This window comes from Candidatus Palauibacter sp. (assembly GCF_965197445.1).
Classification (GTDB): domain Bacteria; phylum Gemmatimonadota; class Gemmatimonadetes; order Palauibacterales; family Palauibacteraceae; genus Palauibacter.
On the sequence record NZ_CBDANE010000005.1, the window covers coordinates 787,897 to 810,307 of the forward strand.

The 22,411-nt window shown below is 67.1% G+C and carries 22 protein-coding genes; 7 read left to right on the plus strand and 15 right to left on the minus strand.

Annotation, left to right across the window (positions count from 1 at the left end; all coding sequences use genetic code 11):
* Positions 1–19: 19 nt before the first annotated feature.
* The 9 genes from ACN9M6_RS10775 to ACN9M6_RS10815 all read right to left on the minus strand — a co-directional run bounded on the left by ACN9M6_RS10775 (position 20) and on the right by ACN9M6_RS10815 (position 7,480).
* The gene (locus ACN9M6_RS10775) at positions 20–838 is read right to left on the minus strand and encodes a nucleotidyl transferase AbiEii/AbiGii toxin family protein (RefSeq protein WP_419162912.1); all 819 of its coding nucleotides are present in this window, start codon (positions 836–838) and stop codon (positions 20–22) included.
* Positions 829–1,095: a hypothetical protein gene (locus ACN9M6_RS10780; RefSeq protein WP_419162913.1), complete on the minus strand. Its 267-nt coding sequence runs from the start codon at positions 1,093–1,095 to the stop codon at positions 829–831. The genes ACN9M6_RS10775 and ACN9M6_RS10780 overlap by 10 nt, the downstream gene beginning before the upstream one ends.
* Before the next feature lie 444 nt (positions 1,096–1,539).
* A complete protein-coding gene (locus ACN9M6_RS10785) occupies positions 1,540–2,394 on the minus strand; it encodes a winged helix-turn-helix domain-containing protein (RefSeq protein WP_419162914.1) in 855 nt (284 codons plus the stop codon).
* 38 nt (positions 2,395–2,432) lie between these two features.
* Positions 2,433–3,596 (minus strand): DNA adenine methylase, encoded by a 1,164-nt coding sequence (locus ACN9M6_RS10790; RefSeq protein WP_419162915.1) that lies wholly within the window; start codon positions 3,594–3,596, stop codon positions 2,433–2,435.
* Between the two features lie 117 nt (positions 3,597–3,713).
* The gene (locus ACN9M6_RS10795) at positions 3,714–4,676 is read right to left on the minus strand and encodes an aminopeptidase (RefSeq protein ID WP_419162916.1); all 963 of its coding nucleotides are present in this window, start codon (positions 4,674–4,676) and stop codon (positions 3,714–3,716) included.
* Positions 4,677–4,694: 18 nt separating this feature from the next.
* The gene (locus tag ACN9M6_RS10800) at positions 4,695–5,702 is read right to left on the minus strand and encodes an aminopeptidase (RefSeq protein ID WP_419162917.1); all 1,008 of its coding nucleotides are present in this window, start codon (positions 5,700–5,702) and stop codon (positions 4,695–4,697) included.
* Entirely contained in the window at positions 5,695–6,942 is a 1,248-nt protein-coding gene (locus ACN9M6_RS10805; protein ID WP_419162918.1) for a cation:dicarboxylate symporter family transporter, read from the minus strand. Before ACN9M6_RS10805 ends, ACN9M6_RS10800 begins: the two co-directional genes overlap by 8 nt.
* Positions 6,924–7,244 (minus strand): type II toxin-antitoxin system RelE/ParE family toxin, encoded by a 321-nt coding sequence (locus tag ACN9M6_RS10810; protein ID WP_419162919.1) that lies wholly within the window; start codon positions 7,242–7,244, stop codon positions 6,924–6,926. Before ACN9M6_RS10810 ends, ACN9M6_RS10805 begins: the two co-directional genes overlap by 19 nt.
* On the minus strand, positions 7,241–7,480 hold the full coding sequence (locus tag ACN9M6_RS10815) for a ribbon-helix-helix domain-containing protein (RefSeq protein ID WP_419162920.1): 240 nt from the start codon (positions 7,478–7,480) through the stop codon (positions 7,241–7,243). The genes ACN9M6_RS10810 and ACN9M6_RS10815 overlap by 4 nt, the downstream gene beginning before the upstream one ends.
* 151 nt (positions 7,481–7,631) lie before the next feature.
* Between ACN9M6_RS10815 and alr the strand changes: the two genes are divergently transcribed.
* On the plus strand, positions 7,632–8,897 hold the full coding sequence (alr, locus tag ACN9M6_RS10820; RefSeq protein WP_419162921.1) for an alanine racemase: 1,266 nt from the start codon (positions 7,632–7,634) through the stop codon (positions 8,895–8,897).
* Between the two features lie 14 nt (positions 8,898–8,911).
* On the opposite strand, the gene ACN9M6_RS10825 is transcribed toward alr, so the two are convergent.
* Genes ACN9M6_RS10825 through ACN9M6_RS10840 form a run of 4 tightly spaced genes read right to left on the minus strand, consistent with a single transcriptional unit; the run spans position 8,912 to position 12,678 of the window.
* Positions 8,912–9,766 carry an aminotransferase class V-fold PLP-dependent enzyme gene (locus ACN9M6_RS10825; protein ID WP_419162922.1) on the minus strand — a complete coding sequence of 285 codons (855 nt, stop codon included), beginning with the start codon at positions 9,764–9,766 and terminating at the stop codon, positions 8,912–8,914.
* Positions 9,763–10,230, minus strand: coding sequence for a hypothetical protein (locus ACN9M6_RS10830; protein WP_419162923.1), 468 nt, complete (start codon positions 10,228–10,230; stop codon positions 9,763–9,765). The genes ACN9M6_RS10825 and ACN9M6_RS10830 overlap by 4 nt, the downstream gene beginning before the upstream one ends.
* The gene (locus ACN9M6_RS10835; protein ID WP_419162924.1) at positions 10,227–11,690 is read right to left on the minus strand and encodes an APC family permease; all 1,464 of its coding nucleotides are present in this window, start codon (positions 11,688–11,690) and stop codon (positions 10,227–10,229) included. Before ACN9M6_RS10835 ends, ACN9M6_RS10830 begins: the two co-directional genes overlap by 4 nt.
* Before the next feature lie 16 nt (positions 11,691–11,706).
* Positions 11,707–12,678 (minus strand): 3-keto-5-aminohexanoate cleavage protein, encoded by a 972-nt coding sequence (locus tag ACN9M6_RS10840; protein WP_419162925.1) that lies wholly within the window; start codon positions 12,676–12,678, stop codon positions 11,707–11,709.
* A 127-nt stretch (positions 12,679–12,805) separates the two neighbouring features.
* Here ACN9M6_RS10840 and ACN9M6_RS10845 point away from each other — a divergent pair, with 127 nt between their 5' ends.
* From ACN9M6_RS10845 to ACN9M6_RS10870, 6 genes are all read left to right on the plus strand, one after another.
* Positions 12,806–13,720, plus strand: a complete 915-nt coding sequence (locus tag ACN9M6_RS10845) for a 3-hydroxyacyl-CoA dehydrogenase family protein (protein ID WP_419162926.1) — start codon at positions 12,806–12,808, stop codon at positions 13,718–13,720.
* Positions 13,721–13,833: 113 nt separating this feature from the next.
* On the plus strand, positions 13,834–14,208 hold the full coding sequence (locus ACN9M6_RS10850; protein ID WP_419162927.1) for a BlaI/MecI/CopY family transcriptional regulator: 375 nt from the start codon (positions 13,834–13,836) through the stop codon (positions 14,206–14,208).
* Positions 14,205–15,608, plus strand: coding sequence for a M56 family metallopeptidase (locus ACN9M6_RS10855; RefSeq protein WP_419162928.1), 1,404 nt, complete (start codon positions 14,205–14,207; stop codon positions 15,606–15,608). Before ACN9M6_RS10850 ends, ACN9M6_RS10855 begins: the two co-directional genes overlap by 4 nt.
* Before the next feature lie 142 nt (positions 15,609–15,750).
* The gene (locus tag ACN9M6_RS10860; protein ID WP_419162929.1) at positions 15,751–17,280 is read left to right on the plus strand and encodes a tannase/feruloyl esterase family alpha/beta hydrolase; all 1,530 of its coding nucleotides are present in this window, start codon (positions 15,751–15,753) and stop codon (positions 17,278–17,280) included.
* 15 nt (positions 17,281–17,295) lie between these two features.
* The gene (locus ACN9M6_RS10865) at positions 17,296–17,784 is read left to right on the plus strand and encodes a (2Fe-2S)-binding protein (RefSeq protein WP_419162930.1); all 489 of its coding nucleotides are present in this window, start codon (positions 17,296–17,298) and stop codon (positions 17,782–17,784) included.
* A complete protein-coding gene (locus tag ACN9M6_RS10870) occupies positions 17,781–20,180 on the plus strand; it encodes a molybdopterin cofactor-binding domain-containing protein (RefSeq protein ID WP_419162931.1) in 2,400 nt (799 codons plus the stop codon). Before ACN9M6_RS10865 ends, ACN9M6_RS10870 begins: the two co-directional genes overlap by 4 nt.
* Here ACN9M6_RS10870 and ACN9M6_RS10875 read toward each other — a convergent pair.
* Entirely contained in the window at positions 20,177–21,169 is a 993-nt protein-coding gene (locus ACN9M6_RS10875; protein ID WP_419162932.1) for a sterol methyltransferase, read from the minus strand. The genes ACN9M6_RS10870 and ACN9M6_RS10875 overlap by 4 nt on opposite strands.
* 119 nt (positions 21,170–21,288) lie before the next feature.
* Positions 21,289–22,401 carry an acyltransferase family protein gene (locus ACN9M6_RS10880; RefSeq protein WP_419162933.1) on the minus strand — a complete coding sequence of 371 codons (1,113 nt, stop codon included), beginning with the start codon at positions 22,399–22,401 and terminating at the stop codon, positions 21,289–21,291.
* Positions 22,402–22,411 lie beyond the last annotated feature (10 nt).

The window sequence follows — 22,411 nt, forward strand, 5'->3', positions numbered from 1 at the left end:
ACGTTCCCGCGGGAACGTCCTAGTCCGGCCGCTCGATCTCCAACCCGGCCGGACGAGGCAGCACGCCACCGGCGCGCGCTAAGTGCTTGACCAGGCCCTGTTCATCCAGTGGCGTATCCGGCAAGGGCGCGACGAAGCGGTCCTGGTCGGGAGAGTAGTACAGACATCCCGCCTCGTCGGCGGGTCGTGAGCGCACGAAGTCCTCCGCTTCGGACAACGCGGTCAGCCAGATCGACTTCGCTCCGGCAAGATCGAAGGGTTCCGTGAGGTCCAGCCGCTCGATGTCTTCGTGCCGATGGCGTCCGCGCCGCTTCAGCTGCGCGAGGAGCGAGAAGGGAGTAAACCCCGGATCCTTCGCGACGGCCGCCCAGACCAGGGCGCCAAGGACAAGGATCCGCTCGTGCGCATGGAGGATATCGACGAAGTCGCGGGGCTCGTCCCGGCCCGCCAGCGCAAGGGTCTTGTTGAGGGCCAGGTCCACGTCGTGAAGCACCAGAAAGCCTTCGGGAGTCCGGACCGTGGGCAGGAAGCGCCACGCCGAGTCGTGGGCCCAGTCGATCTGCGTCTGCCGCCCCTCGCGCCCGACCAACGCGCGGACGTACCCGGGCTGGCTCATGAGCACCCGCAGGGAGTAGCCGGCCTCGATCAGCGCCGCACGGTCTTCATCGAACGCAGCGCCCACCTCTTCGAGTGCATCGTGGAAAAAGTCGAGGTCACGGCTGATTCGAACCGATCGTTCGTGAGCGTGTAACGCAGCCCCGCCAGCCAGGTAACCGTCAGTCGTGCGCGCCGCTGCGAGGACGGAGAGCACCTCGCGCTGAAAGCCCGTTAGGGGCACAGCCGACTCGCGGCCTGCCAAGCCGCCAGGTTCCCGTTACTCCTGAGCGTCTCGGCCACCCAATCCACATCGTTCAAGCCGATCTCGAGATCCGGGCGGTACGACCAGAAACAGGTGGCGTAGAACTCGCGGAAGGCTCGTCTTGCCTCGCGAACGCGCACCATCGCCCGCGCCGTCTCCGGGTCGAGGCGCCGCCGGCTCTTCTGTCCTCCCCGTCGTCCGATTTCGGCAAGGTATTTTCGCGTACTCTCGTCCATCCACATATCATAAGCAGCTTATGTTATAGGATCAAGCGGTTGACGAGGCGCTCCCAGAATGGACCTCTGAGTTCGACTGCCCGAACTGGGCGCAGTTCTCACCCATGTACATCCTCGCGCACCCCGCCGTGACGTGCGCCCTCACCGAGACGACGAACCCGGACCATATGGCAGAGAACATCGGGACCGCTTTCGGCCGCCTCCCGGACGAAACCACGAAGCGACGCATGGGAGCTGGTCCAGGACGTCAAGACTTGATTGGAGCAGGATCTCCTCCGGTCGGCGCTGGGCGATGCGGGAATCAGCGAGGCGATCCTGCTGATGCCGCTGTCCAGCTTTGCACGACGCCCGGGGCAGTGAACCGCGTTCAAGTAGTTCGGAAGCCCATCGACAAACGCGGGCCCGGGGTGGCTCGCTTTCGCGTAACGGAAGATCTTCCGACTCTCATCCCTCCTCCCCGCCACCAACGAGCGGTGCAAGATGAGCTTCTAAGCGCTCTACTATCGGAAACGCAGTTGCTCTATCTGCGGTGCGGAACACGAGTTCGCCGCGCACGAACTCGATAGGCGGGTGATGGTGGTGAACCAACATGTGGTGGTAGGGGCATACAACTATGACGTTATGCCAGGATGTGAGGTTCACATACTCCGAGTCAGAGAGCTGCCCGTGCTCGTGTCGGGTCGCGATCTCGGCTAACCCTTCAAGATGATGAACCTCTACGTAGTACCGCTCGTCCGCTATTGGAATCCGGGGGCAGCTGGGAAGGCTGAGGTCGCAAAGTTGGCAGCGGTACTTGTACTCCTCACGAAGTGCTCGAGCTAGCTCACCATTGCGCTTGACACGCAGCTCCTCCGTGACTTCGCGGGTGAGCCCCTGGGTCATGTTTTCGAGTCGGGCCGACGGGAGCCCGGACGGTCGAGAAGGCGGTGGAAGAGTGCCCGCCGGCCTCTCGGTTTCTCGTTGCTCCCACCACTCCCGAAAGTACTCTTCCATCTCGGCGGGAGGAGACTTGACTATCGTCCAGCCACGGTCCGTAAGGCGCCAGGTGCCGCGAGGACTGTCCTCGTCAATCGCGTCGTATACTGCAAGGAGTTTCAAGCGAGAATATTCAACGGTCGACTGCCATTGGTTTCGCCCTCCTTCGGTCACCCGGTCCCGTTCTTCATCTGTAAGCCCAAGCCGATCAGCAAGAGCGTTGAGCAGGTCATCCTTCTGGCGGTCTATCTCACCGCCGTGATCGGCCATGAAGTGCAGCAGCGGAAGGAAGAGCTGCTCCTGAGTAATTGCCTGTTCTGCCATGAAGATCACCTATCCAAGGAGGGCGTGGCGGCGGTGTACTATCGCAACCTCACGTAGTAGAGGTACTCTGTCACGTGGTCACCCGAGTACTGGCGAGCCTCGCTGTCCCGATCGGCCCGATATCTCTTGTACTCTTTTCCCACCCGACGATACGTCGACGCGACACCATAGTGCCTGAAACATCTGTCGATCTCCCGCTCTGGGATGATACCCTCGTTGTTGTAGCTCAGAAGCACGTGGGTCGCGTCAACCGCCTCCAGCAGCTGCTCCAGAGCTGGTCCGCAGCCGGCACGTGTTGACCACTGCGACTTCTTGTGCGAGTCCTTGATCAATCCCGTCTTGCCCCTAAGGGTCGGCAGCTTAGCACCGAACCAACCCTCGGCGATCAACTCGGGGACATGGTAATACGCACTGTATTGTCTCGTGTTGTAGGGTGGATCGAGGTAGAGTAGGTCCAAGTGCCCAAGGTCGCCCACGAGGTCCACGACGTCACCTCGGTGTGCGACGCACGACAACCCCGTCCCGACTACCAGATCGGGCACGCTCAGGCGAAGGGGCTTAACCGCGTTGCTCTGCCAGGCCTTCACAAATGCGGCGTAAACGCCAGCGGTGTTGGCAACAGAATCGGCCGCTTCCAATAGGGCTGCGAGGAGTATGAAGAATTCGTCGTCCGTGACGAGGTCCGCGGCGCGCCAATCTTGGAGTTTGTGTCGAATCGCGTCGATTTGCTGCGCGTTCCGTCGCGAGAAGTACATGCGCTGACCCTCGGCCGGCGACTCTGAAGCTGCGAAGTTTACGTCGATGAACGAGGATCGCGGTTCGAGGTAAGAATCAAGATAAACGAGGGTCTCCTCCAAGGGCTGGAGGTTCGCGATGCCCCCGAAGAGGTCGCCTTGTCCTCCAAAACGAGACTCAACGTGCGATCGGAACTCAGGGGTGAGCTTGGCCGCCCGCAGATCGGAGTCCTCCGCGAGCCCGCGGAATCTTGGGTACTCATCTGCGACCACGTAGGCCCGCTGGAACACGTAGCTGAGACTCATGATATCGCAGGTGTCGACGGCGAACCCGCGGGCCTTCAGTAGGCGGGCCACGGCAGTGGTGCCGGCGAACGCATCGAGCGCCCGTCCGCCGTGAAGGTCAAGATCGTCGAGGTACGAGGCAATGAAGCGAAGCAGCTTGGTTTTGTTGCCGATGTATCGCATGCAATCCGGTGCCTTGGAGTTGCTCAAGAGGGGTGACACCTTCGCACGGTCGAGGTCTCGTGGCAAAGCAGCCCACACCTGGGTGAACGATACTAGCGTTCATCGGTGCCCCAAGGATCACGCCTCGGGCAGAAACTTCCCCGCTGTGAGTACCACTTCCTCGTCGATCCACACCGTCGGTGCGCGGTTGACAGCATCGAAGTGCGTCTTGGCGGAGACGGTGCCACCGAGGTTGGCAGAGGTGCCGATCCCGATGTGGACGGTGCCGTTCACGCCTTCGTCGTTGAGCATCTCCCCCGTGAACTCTGTGCAGGCCGGGTTCAGGCCAAACGCGAACTGGGCCAGGTTGTAGACCCACGGGTCGTCCTGCCGGGCCAGCAGGTCGGCGAGGAATGTGGCTTGGTCGCCGCCCTCGATGTCGGTAACGAAGCCCTCAGCAATCCGGAAGGTCACGGGTTCGCGTATGGGGCCCACTCCGTAGTAGGGAATGCTCCCGTCGCAGACGAACACGCCTTCGACGGTGCCCTGCGCGGGGGCGCAGTTGGCTTCGATGTTGGGGACGGCCGAGAAGCCGGGGCCGTCCAGCAGGCAGGCGTGGCTGTTCCCGGTTACGCCTTGGAGACTCATGGTGAGGTTGGTACCGGCGGGATTCGTCACCCGCAGCCGCTCGCCGGCGGTGAGCCGCGCCGCGAGGGCGTCACATAGCGGTTTGCGCGCGCGGAAGTCCGTGAACAGCCCGCCTTCGCGCATCATCCGCTCCGTGAACGCGGTCATCGAGAGAACTCGGGCCCCCGCGCCGATGGCCTCGCGCACGGCGCGGGTGTGCGCCAGCGCGAGCGTCACCGGCAGGAAGGCTACGTCGGCGGCCGAGAGGGCGGCGGCCACGGCCGGTCCTGGCTCCTCGTTGTCGATCGACCGTTCAGGCGGCAGCACGACGCTCGCGACGGCCCCGCTGTCGCGAACGGTATCCGCTAGGGCCCGGGCGATGGCCATCCGTTCGGGGTCCGTCACGATGACGACGTCCTCGAGCGGCTGGACGCTGGCGCATGTCCGCACGAGGATCTCCGCGCCGTCTCTCATGGGCGTTTCATACCAATCTCATACCAGCACCTGCCTGTCCCGCTGCACGATGCGGCCGTCGACGGCGATGGTCGGCTCCCACATGAGCAGGTCGTAGTGCGTCGGCGCCACGATCTCCCCTCCGAGAGTGTGGCTGGTGCCGATTCCAATATGGATCGTGCCCATGACCCCCTCGTCCTCGAGCATCTCTCCGGTGAGGCGTGCGTTCGGGTTCAGGCCGACTCCCAGTTCCGCGACGTTGAAGCAGTGCGGGTCCCCGAAGGACTCCAGGTGCTCCCGCAGGACATCGGCCTGCGCGCCTCCGGTCATCTCGACGACGGCGCCGTCGCGCACCGCGCAGACTATGGGCTCGTCCAGGATGCCGATGCCCAGGTAGGGCACCGAGGCGTCGAAGATCAGACTTCCCTCGGCCGAACCGGTCACCGGCACCACGTTGACCTCGATGTCGGGGACCGGAGCCAGTTCTCCGGGCTCCGGGATGTTCGTGAGGACGTTGGCGACGCGGCCCTCGATCCCGAAGCGGAGATCCGTGCCGCGCGGGGAGGTGAGCCGCGCGGATTCGCCCTCGGTGAACGCCGCGCCGAGGCGGCGGCAGACATCCGCCTGCGCCGCGAAGTCGGTCTCGAGCAGGGCGGAGCTGGTCATGATCGCGTCCGTGTAGGCCGTCATCATGCACGCGCGCGCCCCGGCCTCGAGGGCCGCCCGCATCGCCCGCGTGTGGGTGATCGAGATGCGCACGGGGGAGAAGATGACGGCCGCCTCGGACATGGCGCGCGCGACCGGCGGGGGCGGTTCCTGCCCGTCCTGTTCGCGCATCGGGATGATGCAGACGGTGACGGCGCCTCCGGCCTTGCGGGCGGCCGCGGCGACGGCCTCCGCGTAGCGCCGCATCGTCGGGTCGGTCACGATGACGACGACCTCGCCCGGCTGCACCCGCCCGTTGACGCGCACGAGCCGCCGCGCGCCCGGCGACAGGTCCACGCCCGCCCCGCCCGCGTGCACGTCGCCCACGCTCCCGTCAGCCACGGTCCCTCGCGAAGAACTGGTCGAAACGGCCGTCGAAGATGATCGCGGTGTAGCCGTCTCCGGTCGTGTTGGTCGCCGTGCGCAGCATGTCGGGGAGGCCGCCGGAGAGGGCGATCCAGCTCGCGATGAACTCGCCCTGCGCCTGTCCCTCGAGCCCGAGGATGCTCGCGAACAGCGTCGCGCTCCACAGCGCGGTCCCCATCCCGGCCGGCAGCCCCGGTGCCGCGATCGTGAACAGGACGACGGCCGGCCAGGCGGCCAGCATCATCATCCAGCTGAGTTCAAGGCCGAAGACGTAGCTCACGACGAAGGGCCCGTACGCGAGGTAGGCCAGAGCGCTCGCGTCGAGGTTCACGACCGCGCCGAACGGGAGGACGAAGTCGGCCACCTCGTCGCGCACGCCGACCTTCTTCGCGTTCGCGAGATTGACGGGAAGCGTCGCCAGCGACGAGCAGGTGCCCGCGGCGAAAACCGCAGTCGGCACGTAGTAGCCGCTCAGGACGGGCCCCACCGGCCGGCGTCCGACCCTGCGTACGAGCACGAACGTGTAGAACGCCCACCACACCAGAACGAGTCCGGCCGTATAGGCGGTCATGGTGAGGTAGTGCGAGAGGCCCAGTCTCGCGCCGAAGCGCACGCCCAGGGTGACACCGAAGGCGAGGATGAGCGGTAGCATGACGTACGCCAGCCGGTGGCCCATCCCTTCGATGGCGTCGGCGACTCTCTTGAGCACACGGTACGTGGGATCGTTGCGAGCACCGAAGAATCCGAGCAGGACGCCGGCGAGGATCGCCAGCAGCGGCCACGAGGCCCCGCCCTCCCCGAGGCTCCGCAGCATCACGGCGGCTTCGGTCCACACGCCCCGGCCCCCGGTGGTGAGGGGGATGCGAAAGATGGCGGCGGAGGCGACGAGCGCGATGAGCCCGGCGACGGTCGACGTGAACACGTACCAGAGGACGACCGCGCCGGCGAAGCGTCCGGCGAGCCCGCGGCGCACCAGCGTGGCGATGGCCGGGCTGAGCGCCGCGAGGATCAGCAGCGGCACGACCGCGACGACCCAGGCGATGAGCGTCGACGTGGCGTCGGCTACGGGCGCGAGCGCGCTGGGGAAGAAGCCGCCCGCGGCCAGACCCGCCACCAGAGCCAGAAACGTCCACACATACGTGGGGACCCTGCGCGTCAGCCGCAGCCAGGTCGGTCCACGATGGCGGGGCGGTTCGCTCAGGACCCCTGCAACCAATCCGGAATGTCGCGTCGGCTGTGCAGGACGCGCCAGACATCGATCCGGCCATGCCCTGCCATGTAGAAGACGAGGTGGGGGTATCCCTTGAGCGGCCACGAGCGCAGTCCGGGCAGGTTCACCTCGTGGCCGTACCGGGGCGAACCCGATCGCGGGTTGTCGGCGAGGTGCCGGAAAGCCCCCTGGAGTGCGTCAATGAAGCCAAGTGCGACTTGCGATCCGGCTTCCTCCAGATAGTGATCGACCGTCTCCTCCACGTCCCGGCTGGCCGCCTCCCTCAGGACCACGGACCCCGGCGTCACTCCGTCGAGTGTCGGCGAACCCGGGCGCGTAACGTCTCGAAGTACGTCGTATCGGCGGTGACGGCGGGATCGGACTCACCACCGTCCAGCAATAGACTTCGAAGGTGCTGCCGGTCCCGGTCGTGGCGGATCAGTTCACGGATGTACGCGCTGCAACTGCCGTAGCCACGGCCGACGACCTGCTCGTCGACAAACGACTTCATCGGGGCGGGGAGCGAGATGTTCATGGTGTTCATGTTTCTGAGCGTACCGGCGTTGGCAAGAATTGACAATCCTTTGCGGAGGGCGAGATGTTGATGGTGCTCATGGCCAAAGCGTAGTGTCCTTTAGGAAAAAGATGGCAACGCTGAGGTCAACCTGCATCACCACGCTGAGCCCGGAGGGCCCATGGATCGGCCGTCATCCCCTCTCCCGCGCCGCCGCTTCCTCCACTTGACCGGTGCCGCCCTGGGCCTCGCCGCAACCTCCGGCTGCGCAACCGCCACGAGGACGCGCAGTGCAGGCACCGGCCGGCTACCTGTCGGTGCAACCACCGACCGCACCTACGCTCCCCGGCGCTTCGACCCGTGGATCGAACTCGACCGCGCCGCCTGGACCCACAACGTCCGCGAGGCCGCGCGGCTGGCGAGCGGCCGCCCCATCCTCGCGGTCGTGAAGAACAACGCGTACGGCCTGGGCGACCGTACGGTCGGGCCGCTCCTCGCCGAGATGCCCCAGGTGGGCGGCATCGCCACCGTGCGCGTCGAGGAAGCGCTTGCCATGCGCGAGGAAGGGGTAACCAAGCCCATCGTGGTCATGGCCGAGGGATCCGAGGACGAGATCGAGGAGCTGGCGAGGCACGATGTGCTCCCGTCCGTCTGGCTGGACGATGCGCCCGGGCGGCTGCGGAGCGTGTCCAGGCGACTGGGTCGTCCCGTACCGGTCCAGCTCTTCATCGACACGGGGATGAACCGGGAGGGAATGCCGTACGCACGCGCGCGCCGCTGGATCGAGGAGCTCGTGCAAAGCGAATACGTCGACGTGAACGGCACCTACACCATGTTCACGCACGACCTGGACTTCGACCGGGAGCAGCACGCCCGCTTCGAGGAGATCCTCGGTTGGGCTCGTGGGAGGAACCTTCCGCTTGGCACCCTCCACGCTTCACCCACATTCGAACTGTTCCACCTGCCTGAGGCGCACTACGACATGGTGCGGCCCGGGAACGCGCTGTTCGGAAACCACCCCGGCGGCGAAGGCGCCAGGGACATGGCCGACCTCAAGCCCGTGTTCCGCCTGAACACCCGGGTGGTGCGGGTCGAACACCTCGAACCGGGCGACAGCGCCGGCTTCAACCGCACCTTCATGCCGGACCGGGCCACCTGGGTGGCGCTGCTGCCGATCGGCCGCACCGACGGCTATCCCTCCGAAGCGAATGGAACCTGCGAGGTGCTGATCAACGGCCGTCTGTACCCGGTCGCCGGAGGGGTCAACTCCGCGCATACCATTCTCGACATCGGGGAAGAGAAGACGGTCGAGGTCGGCGATGTCGCCACCCTCATCGGCCCCGATCATCCCGCCGTGCTTCCCCACACCGTCGCCGAGCGGACGGGGCTCGGGTTTCTCGGCATCATCCAGTCCATGAATCCGCGGCTCCCGAGACGGGTGGTGTAGGACAGATGATCCGATCAGTTGCAGCGCTCCGCGATGGCCGCGATCGCGGCGTCAATCTCGTCGCGGGTGTTAAAGAAGTGGATCGAGAGACGGAAGTCGCGCTCCTCCCGGACCGGGGAGGCGAGGATCCCCTCGTCTTCGCGCAGGTCGTTGTAGAGTTGCGTGGCGTCGCATCCCTCGGGGAGTTGAACGACGAACACGCCTGACCGGTCCGGGCGCGAGCGGGGGGACGACACGCCGAGCCCGTCCGTGGCGTCCACCGTCTCGATCGCGTGGTCGACCAGCGACTGGATCCGCTCTTCGACCTTCTCCAGGCCGATGTTCTCCATCCACGCCACGGCGCGGGCGAAGCCGGCGAAGTCCGCCAGCGCGCGGGTCCCGAACTCGTACCGCGCGGCGCTGGGTAGCAGCGTGTAGGCGCCCGCGTAGTCCATCGTCGCGTGGCTGTGGGAGCCGGCCCAGCTCAGCTGCACGTCGTCGAGCCGTTCCCGGCGGACGAAGAGCGCGCCTGTGCCCTTGGGGCCGAGCAGCCACTTGTGGCCGCAGGTCGAGTAGCAGTCGCAGCCGAGGGCGCGGAAGTCGGTGGCGACGCAGCCGGGGCCCTGCGCGCCGTCGAGGTGGTAGCGCACACCTCGGGTACGCAGGAGGTCTCCCAGTTCGGCGGACTCGCCGGTCCGCAGCGCGCGTCCGTTGTTCCGCGACACGTGACTGATGCTCACCATCTGCGTGCGGTCCGAGAGCTGGCCGCGGACCTGATCGATGAGCCCGGTCCCCGAGCTCAGGTCGATCTCGCGGATCACGATCCCGAACCGGTCCCTGAGGACGTACCACGGGACGACGTTCGCGGGATGCTCCATGTTGGAGATCACGATCCGTCGCCCGGCTCCCAGTTCAGGCTCCAGGCGACGATCGCGATCCCCTCGGACGTGCTGTGCGTGAGCGCGACCTCCTCGGTCTCCGCGCCGAATACGTGCCCCAGCTGCGCCCTAAGATCGGGCTCGATGCGGGCCATCTCCGTCGCAATGCGGGGATCCGCCGGCCCCTCATTCTGGAAGGCGAGGCGTTCGTGAACGTGGTCGATGACCGCCTCGGGGGAGGGGCCGATCCCGCCCGTCTGGAAGTACAGGCTCTCCGTCGAGGCGGGGATCTCGGCCCGCGCGCGGGCCACCCACGCCTCCTGGGGATTCCCCTGACCGACTGGCGAGCGGCCGGCAGCGTCGCGGAGCGCGCCGTCCCGCCCACCCTGCAGGGCGAGCCGTCCCACTGGCATGATCGGCGCCAGGGCCAGCGCGCCCGCCGACCGGCGGAGGAAGTGACGTCGACTCGTGTTCATGGCTCGCTCCCCGGGTCTCTCTCGCTGAGGATTAGCCAGCGCAGCCTCTTCTCGCTCACGGTCCTCCGCAGGGGGGCCGCCGCCCGGTAGAAGGCGAAGCCCAGCGCGGCCCAGACGCCGAGCACCATCCACTCGGCGGGGATGCGGCCCCCGGCGGCGCGGAAGGGTTCCCACGCGGCGACTCCTGCCAGCAGCAGCGCGAGGAGGGCGCTGAGGTACAGGAACCCCCGGCCTCCGGGCACGGTGTAGGGGCGCGGCTGATCGGGCCGAGTCTTCCGCAGCCGGAGGACGCCGAGCACGACGACGAGAAAGACCACTCCGGCCGAGATCGAGGCGGCGCCGACGATCACCAGGATCGCGTTCCGCCCGAACAGGGCGCCCACGGCCCCCATGACGGCGACGAAGATGACGGCGGCGGACGGCGAGCCGTACCGATCATGCACCGCGGCGAGGCGGTGCGGGATCATGTGGGCCCGCGCCATGGCGAACACGATGCGCGTGGCCGCGAAGAAGAGCGCATTCCACGTCGTAATCAGTCCGCACAGCCCCGCGAACAGGACGACGCGTCCGAGGAGCGGCGACGCGAAGGCCGCCTCGATCGCCGCGGCGGCGGGAAGTTCCGATGCGAGCAGCTGCGGGCGCGGGAGGCTCATCGCCGTCGCCAGGATCACGAGGCAGTAGAAGACGAGCGCGAACACGATCGAGGCGCCGATCACGCGGGGGAGGAGCCGCAACCGGGCGCCCTCCTGCACTTCCTCCATGGCCTGGGGGATCGTGTCGAACCCCGCGTACCAGAACCCGGCGGTCGCGAGCACGATGGCCACGCCGGCCAGGGCGGCGCCCGGTGTCGTCCCCGTGAACATGGGCTCGAGATTGGCGATGCTGCCTCCCGCCACCCCCGCGACAACGAAAATCAGGGTGAGGAGGATGAGCCCGGCCGTCATCAGATCCTGGAACCAGGCGGCCGTCTTCCCGCCCCGGTAGTTGATGATCGCGATGACGGCCATCACCGCGAGCCCGAGCGTGAGGCTCCACAGCCGCACCTCCTGCCCCAGCAGCGTGTACACGACCGGACCGCCGAACCCCGGGACGAGAGCGGACACCACCCACTCGACGGAGATCGCCTCGAAGGAGGTGGTGAAGATGTAGATGAAGCCGAGGAACCACGCGCAAGCGAAGCTCCAGCGCGCCCCCCACGCCTCGAACACATACGCGACCTCGCCCCCCGTGACCGGGTACGCGGCGGCCATCTCCGCGTAGCAGAGACCGATGGCGAGCATGCCGACGCCGCCGACCGTGAACGCGATGATGGCCCCCATCAGGCCGGCTCCGCTCAGCCACGCGCCCATGACGGTGATCCAGCCCACGCCGATGATCGTGCCGAAGGCGAGCGAAAAGAGGGATCGAAGCCGGATCCCCCTCCCGAGTACCTCCCGCTCCCGGCCGGAGTCGGAGTTCATGGGATCGGTCATGAACTCAGCTGTACTGCGACGGGGTGAGCGAGAGGCCGAGCATCTCGCGCGCCTGGGCAGGCGTGGCGACCTCCCGGTTCAGTTCGTGCGCGATCCGCACCGCCCGCTCGACGAGCTGGCCATTGCTCCGGACCTTCTCTCCGCGGCGGTAGTAGATGTTGTCTTCGAGTCCCACACGAACGTGTCCGCCCATGAGGGTCGCAAGCGTGGTCATCGGCAGCTGGTGCGGCCCGATCCCGGAGCAGAGCCACACCGATCCCTCGGGAAACTCGCGCACCATGTTCACGACGTTGTCCACCGTGGGCCAGCTCGAGGTCTGGTAGCCCATCACGGTCTGCACCCAGTAGGGCGGTTCGATCAGACCCTGCGCCATCAGATCCCGGATCACCCACCCGCAGCCGGGGTGGTACGTCTCGAGTTCCGGCTTGATCCCGCGCGCCTTCATCTCCGCCGCGAAGTGCGCGATCTGTTTGTAGGAGAAGGGCATGCAGTCGTCGTAGTCGATCGCGGGCCTCGGGTGTGTGTATTCGTCGCTGCGCGGCTTGAGTTTGAACTTCCCCATGTCCGGGGCGAGGTTCAGCGACGCGACTTCGGGGTTGGCGTCGAGACAGGACAGGCGCTGTTCATGGTTCATCCACAGGTCGCCGCCGGTCGTGTTGTTGATGATGATCTCGGGGCAGCGTTCGCGCAGCCGCCGGTTCGCATCCAGCCACACCTCGGGCGTGGTCGCGCCCTTCCACAGCGTCTCGGGGTTCCGCGCGTGGATATGCACCATCGAGGCGCCCGCGTCGTACGCCTCGCCCACGGATTCGGCCAGTTCCTCCGCGGTCTCGGGCAGCGCGTCGTTGTATTCCTTGCCCTGGATGCCGCCGTTCGAAGCCAGACAGATGATGACGGGGGGCATCCCGCCGGAGACCCGCTCCATGTAGGCGTAGGGGTCCCCGTAATTCCACGTTTCGCTCGCTGTCTCACTCACTCGATTCCTCTGCATCCGGTGCGTCGGGGTCTGGGCTGAACCGCTGGCTGTCGCCTCGTCGGAGGCTCATGATCGTCCCGGGAGCCTTGGTCGCAGGACACGGATTCACAAGAGCCCGGGGGATGTCATGTCCGAAGCGGAGGGTGCAGTACGGACCGTAGCCATCGTCGGCGCGGGCACCATGGGGCGCCGGATCGCCTACGGGTGCGCGGCGCAGGGGGTATGCGCGCGACTCCATGATGTCTCCGGCGCGGCGCTCGCGGAGGCGCTGCCGGCCGTACATCTCCTGCTCGAAGCCGATGAGGAACGCTCCGGCCTCTCGCTCGCCCAGGCATGCTCGCTGGTGGAGACATGCGACGACCTCGAGTCGTGCGTGCGCGATGCGGACTGGGTCATCGAAACGGTGCCCGAAGATCTCGAACTCAAGCGCGTCGTCCTGGCCCGGATCGGCGCGGCGGCGGCGTCCACCGCCTTCATCGCCTCGAACACATCATCCCTGCCGGGTTCGTGGCTGGCGGAATCCACCGGGTGCCCGGCGCGGTTCACGAACATGAACTTCGGCACCCCGGAGCACCTCAAGGTCGAAGTGATGGGGCACCCCGGAACCGCTCCGGAAACGACCGGGGCCGCGAAGCGGTTACTCCGCCAACTCGGCCTCGTACCGATCGTGGCCCGCCGCGAGATCCAGGGTTATCCGACGAACCGCATCTGGCGAGCGATCAAGAAGGAAGCGTTACAACTCATAGCCGGCGGGTACCTGAGCGCGGAGGAGATCGACCGCGCGTGGATGCTCGACTGGGGGACGCCGATCGGACCGTGCGGCCTGATGGATGTGGTCGGACTCGACGTCATCCGCGACATCGAGAACGTGTACCACGAAGCGTCGGGCGACCCATCCGACCAGCCCCCGGAATTCCTCGAGCGGATGATCGCACGCGGAGAATGCGGCGTGAAATCGGGGAAGGGCTTCTACTCCTATCCGTCCCCCGCCTTCGAGCGGGAAGGCTGGCTCACCACCCCGGACAACCGAATCGGCTCCTGAAGTTTCTCCTCTTACGAACACTTTCGTTGACAGCGCGGGCCACACCACGTATTCTTTCGTACGAAGATGTTCGTATCTACCGGGACGGGACGTATCCAAGAGGGGGCGAAGCCTTGAGGGATCCGACATTCAGCGACCGCGAGCTGGACATCATGAGCGTTCTGTGGCGCACGGGGTCCGGCTCCGTGAGCGAGGTCCTGGACGCGCTCGAGGATGGGGTCGGCTACACGACGGTCCTCAAGATCCTGCAGATCCTGGAGAAGAAGGGCGCCGTCCGGCACGAGGCCGAGGGTCGCGCCTATCGCTACTTCCCGCTCGTCGCCTCCGAGACGGCCGGAGAGACGGCTCTGGCCCGGATCCGGGACAAGATCTTCGGCGGGTCGGCGGAACTCGTTCTCGCCCAACTCATCTCGGACAGGGAGGTCTCGCCGGAAGAGCTGGAGCGCATGCGGCGGATCCTCGATGAACTGGAGGAGAGTGAGCCGTGACTCTGGCCACGATGATCTACGGGCTGATTGTCGCCGCCCTCGTCGGCGGGGCCGCGTGGTTCCTCGATCGGGGTCTCCGGGCCCTGGGACGGCCGACCCGGTGGGTCTGGATCGGCGCGATCGGGGTCGGCGGGCTTGCACCGCTTTTTCCGCGACTCCTTCCCGCCGCAGCGCCCGAGGGCGGTCCGGGATCCTTCGTTCTTCCCGTTCGCGCCCTGTATGAACTCGGAACGCCGGCCCCCCCGCTTCCCGAGCACAGCGGGAGCTTTCTCGCCGGGGTCGGGCTGGAGAACTCCCTGGGAGCGCTCTGGATCCTGGGTTCCATCCTCGTCCTCATCCTCTTCGCCCTGATCTGCCTCCGTCTGCGGCGGTTGCGGGCGACGTGGGAGCCTCAGGACGTCTGCGGAGAGCAAGTTCTTCGGTCGGAGAAGTTCGGGCCGGCGGTCGTGGGGCTGACTCGGTCCCGGATCGTCCTTCCGTCGTGGACCTTCGGTCTCGGCGAGAGGGAGCTCGAGATGGTGGTGCGCCACGAACGGGAGCACGTGCGGGCGCGCGATCCCGCACTCCTGGCGGCGGGGTTCCTGCTCGCCTCGCTGTCGCCCTGGAACCCCGCGATCTGGTGGTCGCTCACAAGGCTCCGCCTCGCCGTGGAGGGGGACTGCGACCGGCGCGTCCTGGCCCGCGGCACACCGGCCCGCAGCTACGCGCGCCTTCTCTTGACGGTCGCCGCCGGGTCCCGGCGGACGCCGGATCCGGTGCCGGCCCTGATCCGCGGCGGCCACTCCGTAATCGAAAGGAGACTCATGATGATCAGAACTGCGACGAGGAAGCCCCGAATCCGAACTTCCATTCTTGCCGGCGCGGTCGGGCTGGGGCTGTTCGCCCTGGCCTGCGATACCCCGATCCCGCAGAGCCTGGACGAGCCCGAGCGTCTCTCTCGCTCCGAAGCAGGAGTGGTCGTCGGCCCGGAAGCACGTGTCGGCTTGGAAGCAGAGGTCGGGTACGTGGACGGAGATGGACGCTACCAGGTGATCGACTCGGCAGGTGAGGGGTTGTACTTCGACGAGGATGGAGTCTTGCAGGTGGTCGACCCGGAAGTTGAGGTGCGCATCCGCAGGACGCTCGACCGCCTCCGCACAACTCTGGAGTCCGAGAGAGCGCGCCTGCGGGCGACGGACGCAAGGACGGGAGAGAAGATCCCCGTCCCCGAGGATCTGTGGATCGCGCTGGGATCCGGGGCGGAGTCGGTGTCAAGCAGGCGAGAGATAGCCGAAGTAGCCAATGAGTTGGCGATGGAGGTCCGCCGCCTCGCCACGAAGGTCCAGGCAGGCGAGATGACGCGAGACGAGGCGGGTCGAACTCTCCGGGCCCGTCTGGACTCGAAAGATCCCCCGCGCTGATCCCCCGCCCCGGGGCCGGAGACCGTTGCGGCCCGGCCTCCCCGACGGCACCGTAACTCTGTTCGGTCGCGCCTCCGAGCCATGATCCGCGGATCGGGCCCGGAGGTGCTCGTCGCGGGACATTCCGACCCGGGGAAAACACATGACTCCGTCGCGTCGCCTCACGGCTTCGTTCGCTGCCGTACTGACTCTGGCCGCCTTCACCCCCGCCCCCGCCGCCGACCTCGTTCCCGCCCTCACCTGTGACCAGCTGACCGCCATGTCCTGGAGCGGCTTGGTTCTGGACGAGGTGTCGGAGGTCGCGGCCGCCGCGAACGACCCGGCGCACTGCAGGGTGCTCGGCACGATCGATGACGAGATCCACTTCGAGCTCCTGCTCCCCCTGGCCGAGGACTGGAACGGTCGCTTCCTGATGGGGGGCGGCGGCGGATACGTGGGCAGCGTCCAGAACCAGGCCCTCCAGTTCGCGGGGCCCAGGTCCGTGTTGAGTCGAGGGTTCGCCACGGTCGGGACCGACACGGGCCACGAGGGATCGGGGATCGACGCGAGCTGGGCCCTGAACCGGCCCGACCGCGAGGTGAACTTCGGCCACCGGGCGGTTCATGTGACGGCGGAGGCGGCCAAGACGATCATCCGGCTCTACTACGGACGCGACATCGGCTACTCCTACTTTCTCGGCTGCTCGCGCGGCGGAGGCCAGGGGATGATGTCGTCGCAGCGCTATCCGGACGATTTCGACGGCATCGTGTCCGGTGCGCCCGCATACGACTGGACCGGCCTGGGAGCCTTCTTCCTCCAGACCCAGCAGGCGCTCTATCCCGATCCGACCGACCTCTCGGCGCCCGTGCTCACGGACGAGGCCGCGCAGACGCTGGAGGCGGCGATTCTCGGGGCGTGTGACGGGAACGACGGGATCGAGGACGGGTTCATGACGGACCCGCTCGGCTGCGACATCGACATCTTGTCGATACCGGGGCTCACCGCCGAGCAGCGGCGGGCCGCGGAGGTGATCTACGGAGGCGCGTACGCGGGCGACCGGCACATCTATCCGGGGTTTCCGTTCGGAGGCGAGACGGACGCAGGCGGGTGGAAGCAGTGGATCACGGGCGGCGGGGACGGGATCGGCCCCGATATCCCCAACCTCCACTACGCGTTCGGCACGCAGATGCACAAGTACATCATCTACGACGCTCCGGAGTTCGACTACTCCACGTACGATTTCGACGACTATTATGCCTGGGAGGAACAGACGCGGGGCGCGGGGAAGATCCTCAACGCGACCGATACCGACCTGAGCGGATTCAAGACGGCGGGCGGCAAGCTGATTCTCTGGAACGGGTGGTCCGATCCCGCGATCCCCGCCAGCGGTACGCTTCGCTACTACGAAGGCGTAGCCGCCGGTGACGAAGACGCGGACGACTACGTGCGGATGTTCATGCTGCCGGGCGTGCTGCACTGCGCCGGGGGCCCGGGCCCCGACTTCGTCGAATGGATCGGCGCCATTCAGGAGTGGGTCGAGGAAGACGAGGCGCCCGAACGGCTCGTCGCGACCAAGGTGAACCAGGGCCAGGTCGAGATGCAGCGACCTGTCTGCGCGTGGCCGGCGCAGGCCGTCTACGACGGTTCCGGGGACCCGAAACGCGAAGACAGCTTCGAGTGCGTCGCGCCGTAAGAAGGGGGTGAATCGATGAGCGAGATCACATTGAGGGTAAACGGCGAGGCGCACGCGCTCGACGTCGATCCCTCGACGCCGCTGCTGTACATCCTCCGCAACGATCTCGGACTCCGAGGGCCGCGGTTCGGCTGCGGACTCGGCCAGTGCGGGACGTGTACGGTGCTGATGGACGGCCGCGCGATCCGCTCTTGCATGCGGCCCGTCTCCCGCGCCGACGGCGAGATCACGACGCTCGAGGGGCTGTCCTCCGACGGCGAGCTGGATCCGGTCCAGCAGGCCTGGATCGACGAGCAGGTGCCGCAGTGCGGCTACTGTCAGAACGGACAGATGCTCACGGCCAAGGCGCTGCTCGATCGGAATCCGAAGCCCAGCGACGAAGAGATCAGGCAGGGGATGAACGGCGCCCTCTGCCGCTGCATGACGTACTACCGGATCCAGTCCGCCGTGAGACGCGCCGCGGACGCTATGGCCAATGGGGCCGCGGGGGAGGTGGACCGGTGAGCCGCGGCCGGGAGCTTCCGTCGGCGATCGACCACGCCCTGGCGCCGTGGGAGGGGACTACCTCCCGCCGGGACTTCCTCAGGACCTCGGGCCTGTTCGTTCTCGGCTTCAGCGGGGCCGGCATGGTCGGCATCGGCCGGTGGGGCTCCGGCACCGAACCGTCGGAGGCCAACCCGTATCCCGATCCCGACTTTCTCCAGCTCGATTCGTGGCTCGTCGTGCACGAGGACGGTACGGCCACCTTCTACGTCGGCAAGACCGATGGCGGGCAGGGAACGGGCACCGCCATGCGGCAGATGATGTGCGACGAGCTCGACATCGCCTACGACCGGGCCACGCTCGTCATGGGCCGCACCGACATGACCGTCGACCAGGGCGGTTCGGGCGGCTCCGACGCGATCGAACGCGACGCCGTGGCCGCGCGCCGGGTCGCGGCGGAGGCGAGGCGCGTCCTTCTGGAGCTGGCCTCCGAGCGCTTCGAGCTGCCGGTGGAAGACCTCGCCGTGAGCGAAGGCGTCATCTCCGTGGCCGTGGATCCCTCGCGCACGGTCACCTATGGAGACCTCATCGGGGGCAGCCGCTTCGACGTCGCTCTGACGGGGAGAAACGTCAACGAGACGACCGGGGCGGCAGCCATCAAGACGGTCCAGGAACTGAAGATCGTCGGCCAGCCGATTCCGCGGTACGACATCCCCGCCAAGGTCGACGGATCGCTCGAGTGGGCGGTCGACGTCAGGCTTCCGGGGATGGTCCACGCCCGGAACGTGCGGCCCCCCTTCGCCGGCGCGAGGCTGGTCGGCATCGACGAGGCATCGGTACGCGACATCCCCGGCTTCATTCGAGTCGTCAGTGAAGGGAACTACGCCGCGGTCGTCTGCGAGCGCGAAGAACAGGCGATCCAGGCGGCGGAGCGCCTCGAGGCGCAGTGGGAGAAGCCGCAGACGGCGCCCTTCCCCTCGTCCGACGACCTCTTCGATCACATGCGGAACGCGACCGCCGCCGACGCGAACGGCGCCGGGCAAGCGCCGCGCGCGCGGGTGCAGGGAGACCCCGACGCGGCGCTGGCGGGCGCGTCGACGGTCGTCGAAGCTGCGTACGACATCCCCTTCCAGGGGCACACGGCGATCGGGCCCGCTCATGGCGTGGCCGATCCCTCCGACGGGCAGATGACGGTCTACACGAACGACATGAAGCCCTACAGCCACCGCACCGGGATCGCCGAATTCCTGGGGATGCCGCCGGAGCAGGTACGGGTGATCTGGATGGACGGACCGCAGCTGTACGGCCGCACGGCGGCGGACGACGCGGGCTTCGAGGCGGCGTATCTGGCCAGAGAACTGGGACGCCCCGTCCGGGTCCAGTGGATGCGCCACGAGGAGACGGCCTGGGACACCAAGGGCCCGGCCTTCGCCGTGGATCTCCGCGGCGGTCTCGACGCCGAAGGCAATCTGGTCGCGCTCGACTACCGTGCCCGGATCGCCAACTACGCGCACCTCGGATACAACCAGGCCGACACCGTGCTCATTGCCCAGCTCATGGGGATCCGGCCCGAGCGGCCGTCGCCCGGGGGCGGCGGCGGCCCCGACGAGATGTACCACATCCCGAACCGGCGCGAGGAGACCCGGCCGGTCCGCTTCCCGCTCGCGTTCGAGACGCCGCTCCGCACCGGCAACCTGCGCGATCCGAACGGCCCGCAGACGACCTTCGCCGGAGAGTCGTTCATCGACGAGCTGGCCGCGGCCGCACAGGCGGACCCCGTGGCGTTCCGTCTGCGTCTCCTCCGCGGCTCGACCGAGGATGACGAGGCCTTCCGCCGAGCGCGCTCGATCGCCGTAGTCGAAGCGGCCGCCGAGGCGTACGGCTGGGACCCGCGACCCTCACCCGCGTCCCCAGGTGCCGAGCGCATCCTCACGGGCCGCGGCATCTCGTACGCCTACCGCGCCAGAACGACGGTCGCCACGATCGCGGAAGTCGAGGTCGACCGCGAAACCGGGCGCGTCTGGGTCAGGCGGATGGTCTGCGCGCACGACTGCGGCCTCGTGATCAACCCCGACGGTCTCGAGAGCACGGTCCAGGGCAACCTGCTGCACGGGATCAGTCGCACGCTCTACGAGGAAGTGCAGTTCGACGGCGAGAAGGTGACGAGCGTCGACTGGCGCACGCACCCGACGCTGACGCATGCCGATGCCCCCGAGCGGATCGATGTCGTGATCGTGAACGGAGACCCGAATCCCGACCGGCCGGACCTGCCTCACTACGGAGCGGGCGAACCCTCGCACCGCACGGTCCCCGCGGCCGTCGCGAACGCGATCCATGATGCGACGGGAGTTCGCATGAGGCGCATTCCCCTGCGCCCCGAGCGTGTGCTCGCGGAACTCGCGGCCGCGGAGGTTTAGGTTCCGCCCGGGCGTTCGGGCTTTCTGGCAAGCACGAAGTACATGGGCGTGAAGATCCCCAGCTGGCCGGACTTGGCGAACGCCGCCGCGGCCATGTTCAGGAGCTTCGACACTCGCAGGGTGCCCTGCGGAACGATTCGGAGCCTCTCCAGCGTCCAGACCGAGCCGTGAGTCACTACGCGCCCAAACCGGGAACTGCGAAAGTTGGCCAGAGACATGCCCGAACCGGCCAGCGGCTCGTACCAGGGGATGCCAGAAGGCTCTTCCGCGGCCAGATCCCTCGCTTCCAGCAATTCGAACCCCACCGCCCGCAGCGCGTCGTCGACCTCGCGCGGATACGCGATATCGGGCAGGCCCCCACCCAATTCGAGATCGGCCTTGAGGCGCAGGTGTTGCGGGTCCTGTGAGTCGAAGCGATCCGTGAGGCAGTACTCGTAGGCTCCGAAGCAGCCCCCGGGCTTGAGGAGGCGGAAGGCTTCGCCGAAGATGCCGACCTTGTCCGGCGCACAGCAGGTGGTCTCGATGGAGAAGACGGCGTCGAACGAAGCGTCCGGGAAGTCCATCTTCATGAAGTCGCACTCGACATACTCCGCCATGTGACTCAGCCCCGCTTCTTCCGTTTGCTTGCGGGCTCGTTCAATCTGGTATCCGCTGATGCTGACGCCCACAATTCGGGCCCCGGAAAACCGAACCATCTGGCGCAGTGGGCCCCCGATCCCGCAGCCCAGATCCAGTGCCACCTTTCCCGGGCGAAGGCTGAGCATGTGGGCGAGGTAGTGCTCGTGGCGCGCGAGCGAAGCCGCAAGGCTCTCGTTCCCGGCCCGCGACGCGAAGTGAAAGGACCTGTTCCAACCGTACTCGTAGAAATCAGTCACCAGATCGAAATAGAGCTTGACGAAGTTCTGGTATTCGCTCTTTCGTCGTTCCCGTGCCTCAACGTCGCCGTCGTCAATCGCGCCCCTGAGAAAACCTGAGATTGTTGCCGTCACGCAGTAGCCCCTTTCGCGGATTTCTTGACCGCCCGCAAAGCTCCAACTCCGGGAGATGTATCCGTGGCACAGCGCGGCCAGCTGGGCCATGATCCAGGGGCTTGTAGCCACCCGGCGGGTCAGATCCTGATGTGGATGCCGCGCCGGTGGAGGATCCACATCAGGACCAGCCAGAAGCCGACCTGGGCCAGCGCGAAGGCGAGCGATCCGCCGTAGTCCCCGGCCCACGAGCGGAAGGCCTCCTCGTACAGCCACCCGCTGAGCGGCACGCCGTCCCCTCCTCCCACCCGGATGCGGGCCAGAGTCTTCGCGAACATCCCCGAGGCGACGAAGACCGCGATCGAGTTCATTCCGTACACGACGAGAGGCGTCACCCAGGCGCCCCGCAGCCGCTTCACATCGATCGCCCAGTACATGGCGCCGAACAGAAGCAACGCCGTTCCGGCGGTGAAGAGGACATAGGAACTCGTCCACAGGTTCTTGTTGATCGGGAACGCCAGATCCCACAGCAGCCCCAGGACGACGAGTACAGCGCCGGCGAGCCAGATTCGGCGCGAGATCTCGCCTCCGGAGCGGCCCGACCGCAGCCACTCACCGCAGAAGGTGCCCAGCAGACACGTCGCGATGGCGGGCAGCGTCGAGAGGAGTCCCTCCGGATCCCACGTGCCCTGCCAGAGGCGGTCGCCCATGACGAGACGGTCCAGCCAGGCCGCGAGGTTCCCATCGGGAGTCAGATCGCCGGCAGCGGACCCCGGGGCCGGGACGAGCGTCATGATCCCCCAGTACCCCAGGAGCAGCCCTGCCACCACCGCCCACCGAACGCGCGAGGAGCCCCAGAGATAGATCGCCGCCGCCGCGCAGTACACGAGGCCGATCCGCTGCAGCACGCCGTAGAGGCGCATGTCGGCGAAGTCGAAGTCGGGGATTGCCCGCATCGCGAGCCCGAGCCCGATGAGGATGAGCGAGCGGCGGACCACGTGCCGGAAGAGGAGGCCCCTGCCGGCGCCTTCCGCGAGTCGGCGCGCGAAAGAGAAGGGCATCGCGACGCCGACGATGAAGAGGAAGTAGGGGAAGATGAGATCCGTGGGCGTCCACCCGTGCCACGCCGCATGCGCGAGCGGCGCGTAGACATGGGACCAGCTTCCGGGATTGTTGACGAGGATCATCGCCGCGATCGTCAACCCCCGGAACGCGTCGAGCGATACGACCCGGCCCGCCGTCGGTTCCGTCATTGGCTCCCCG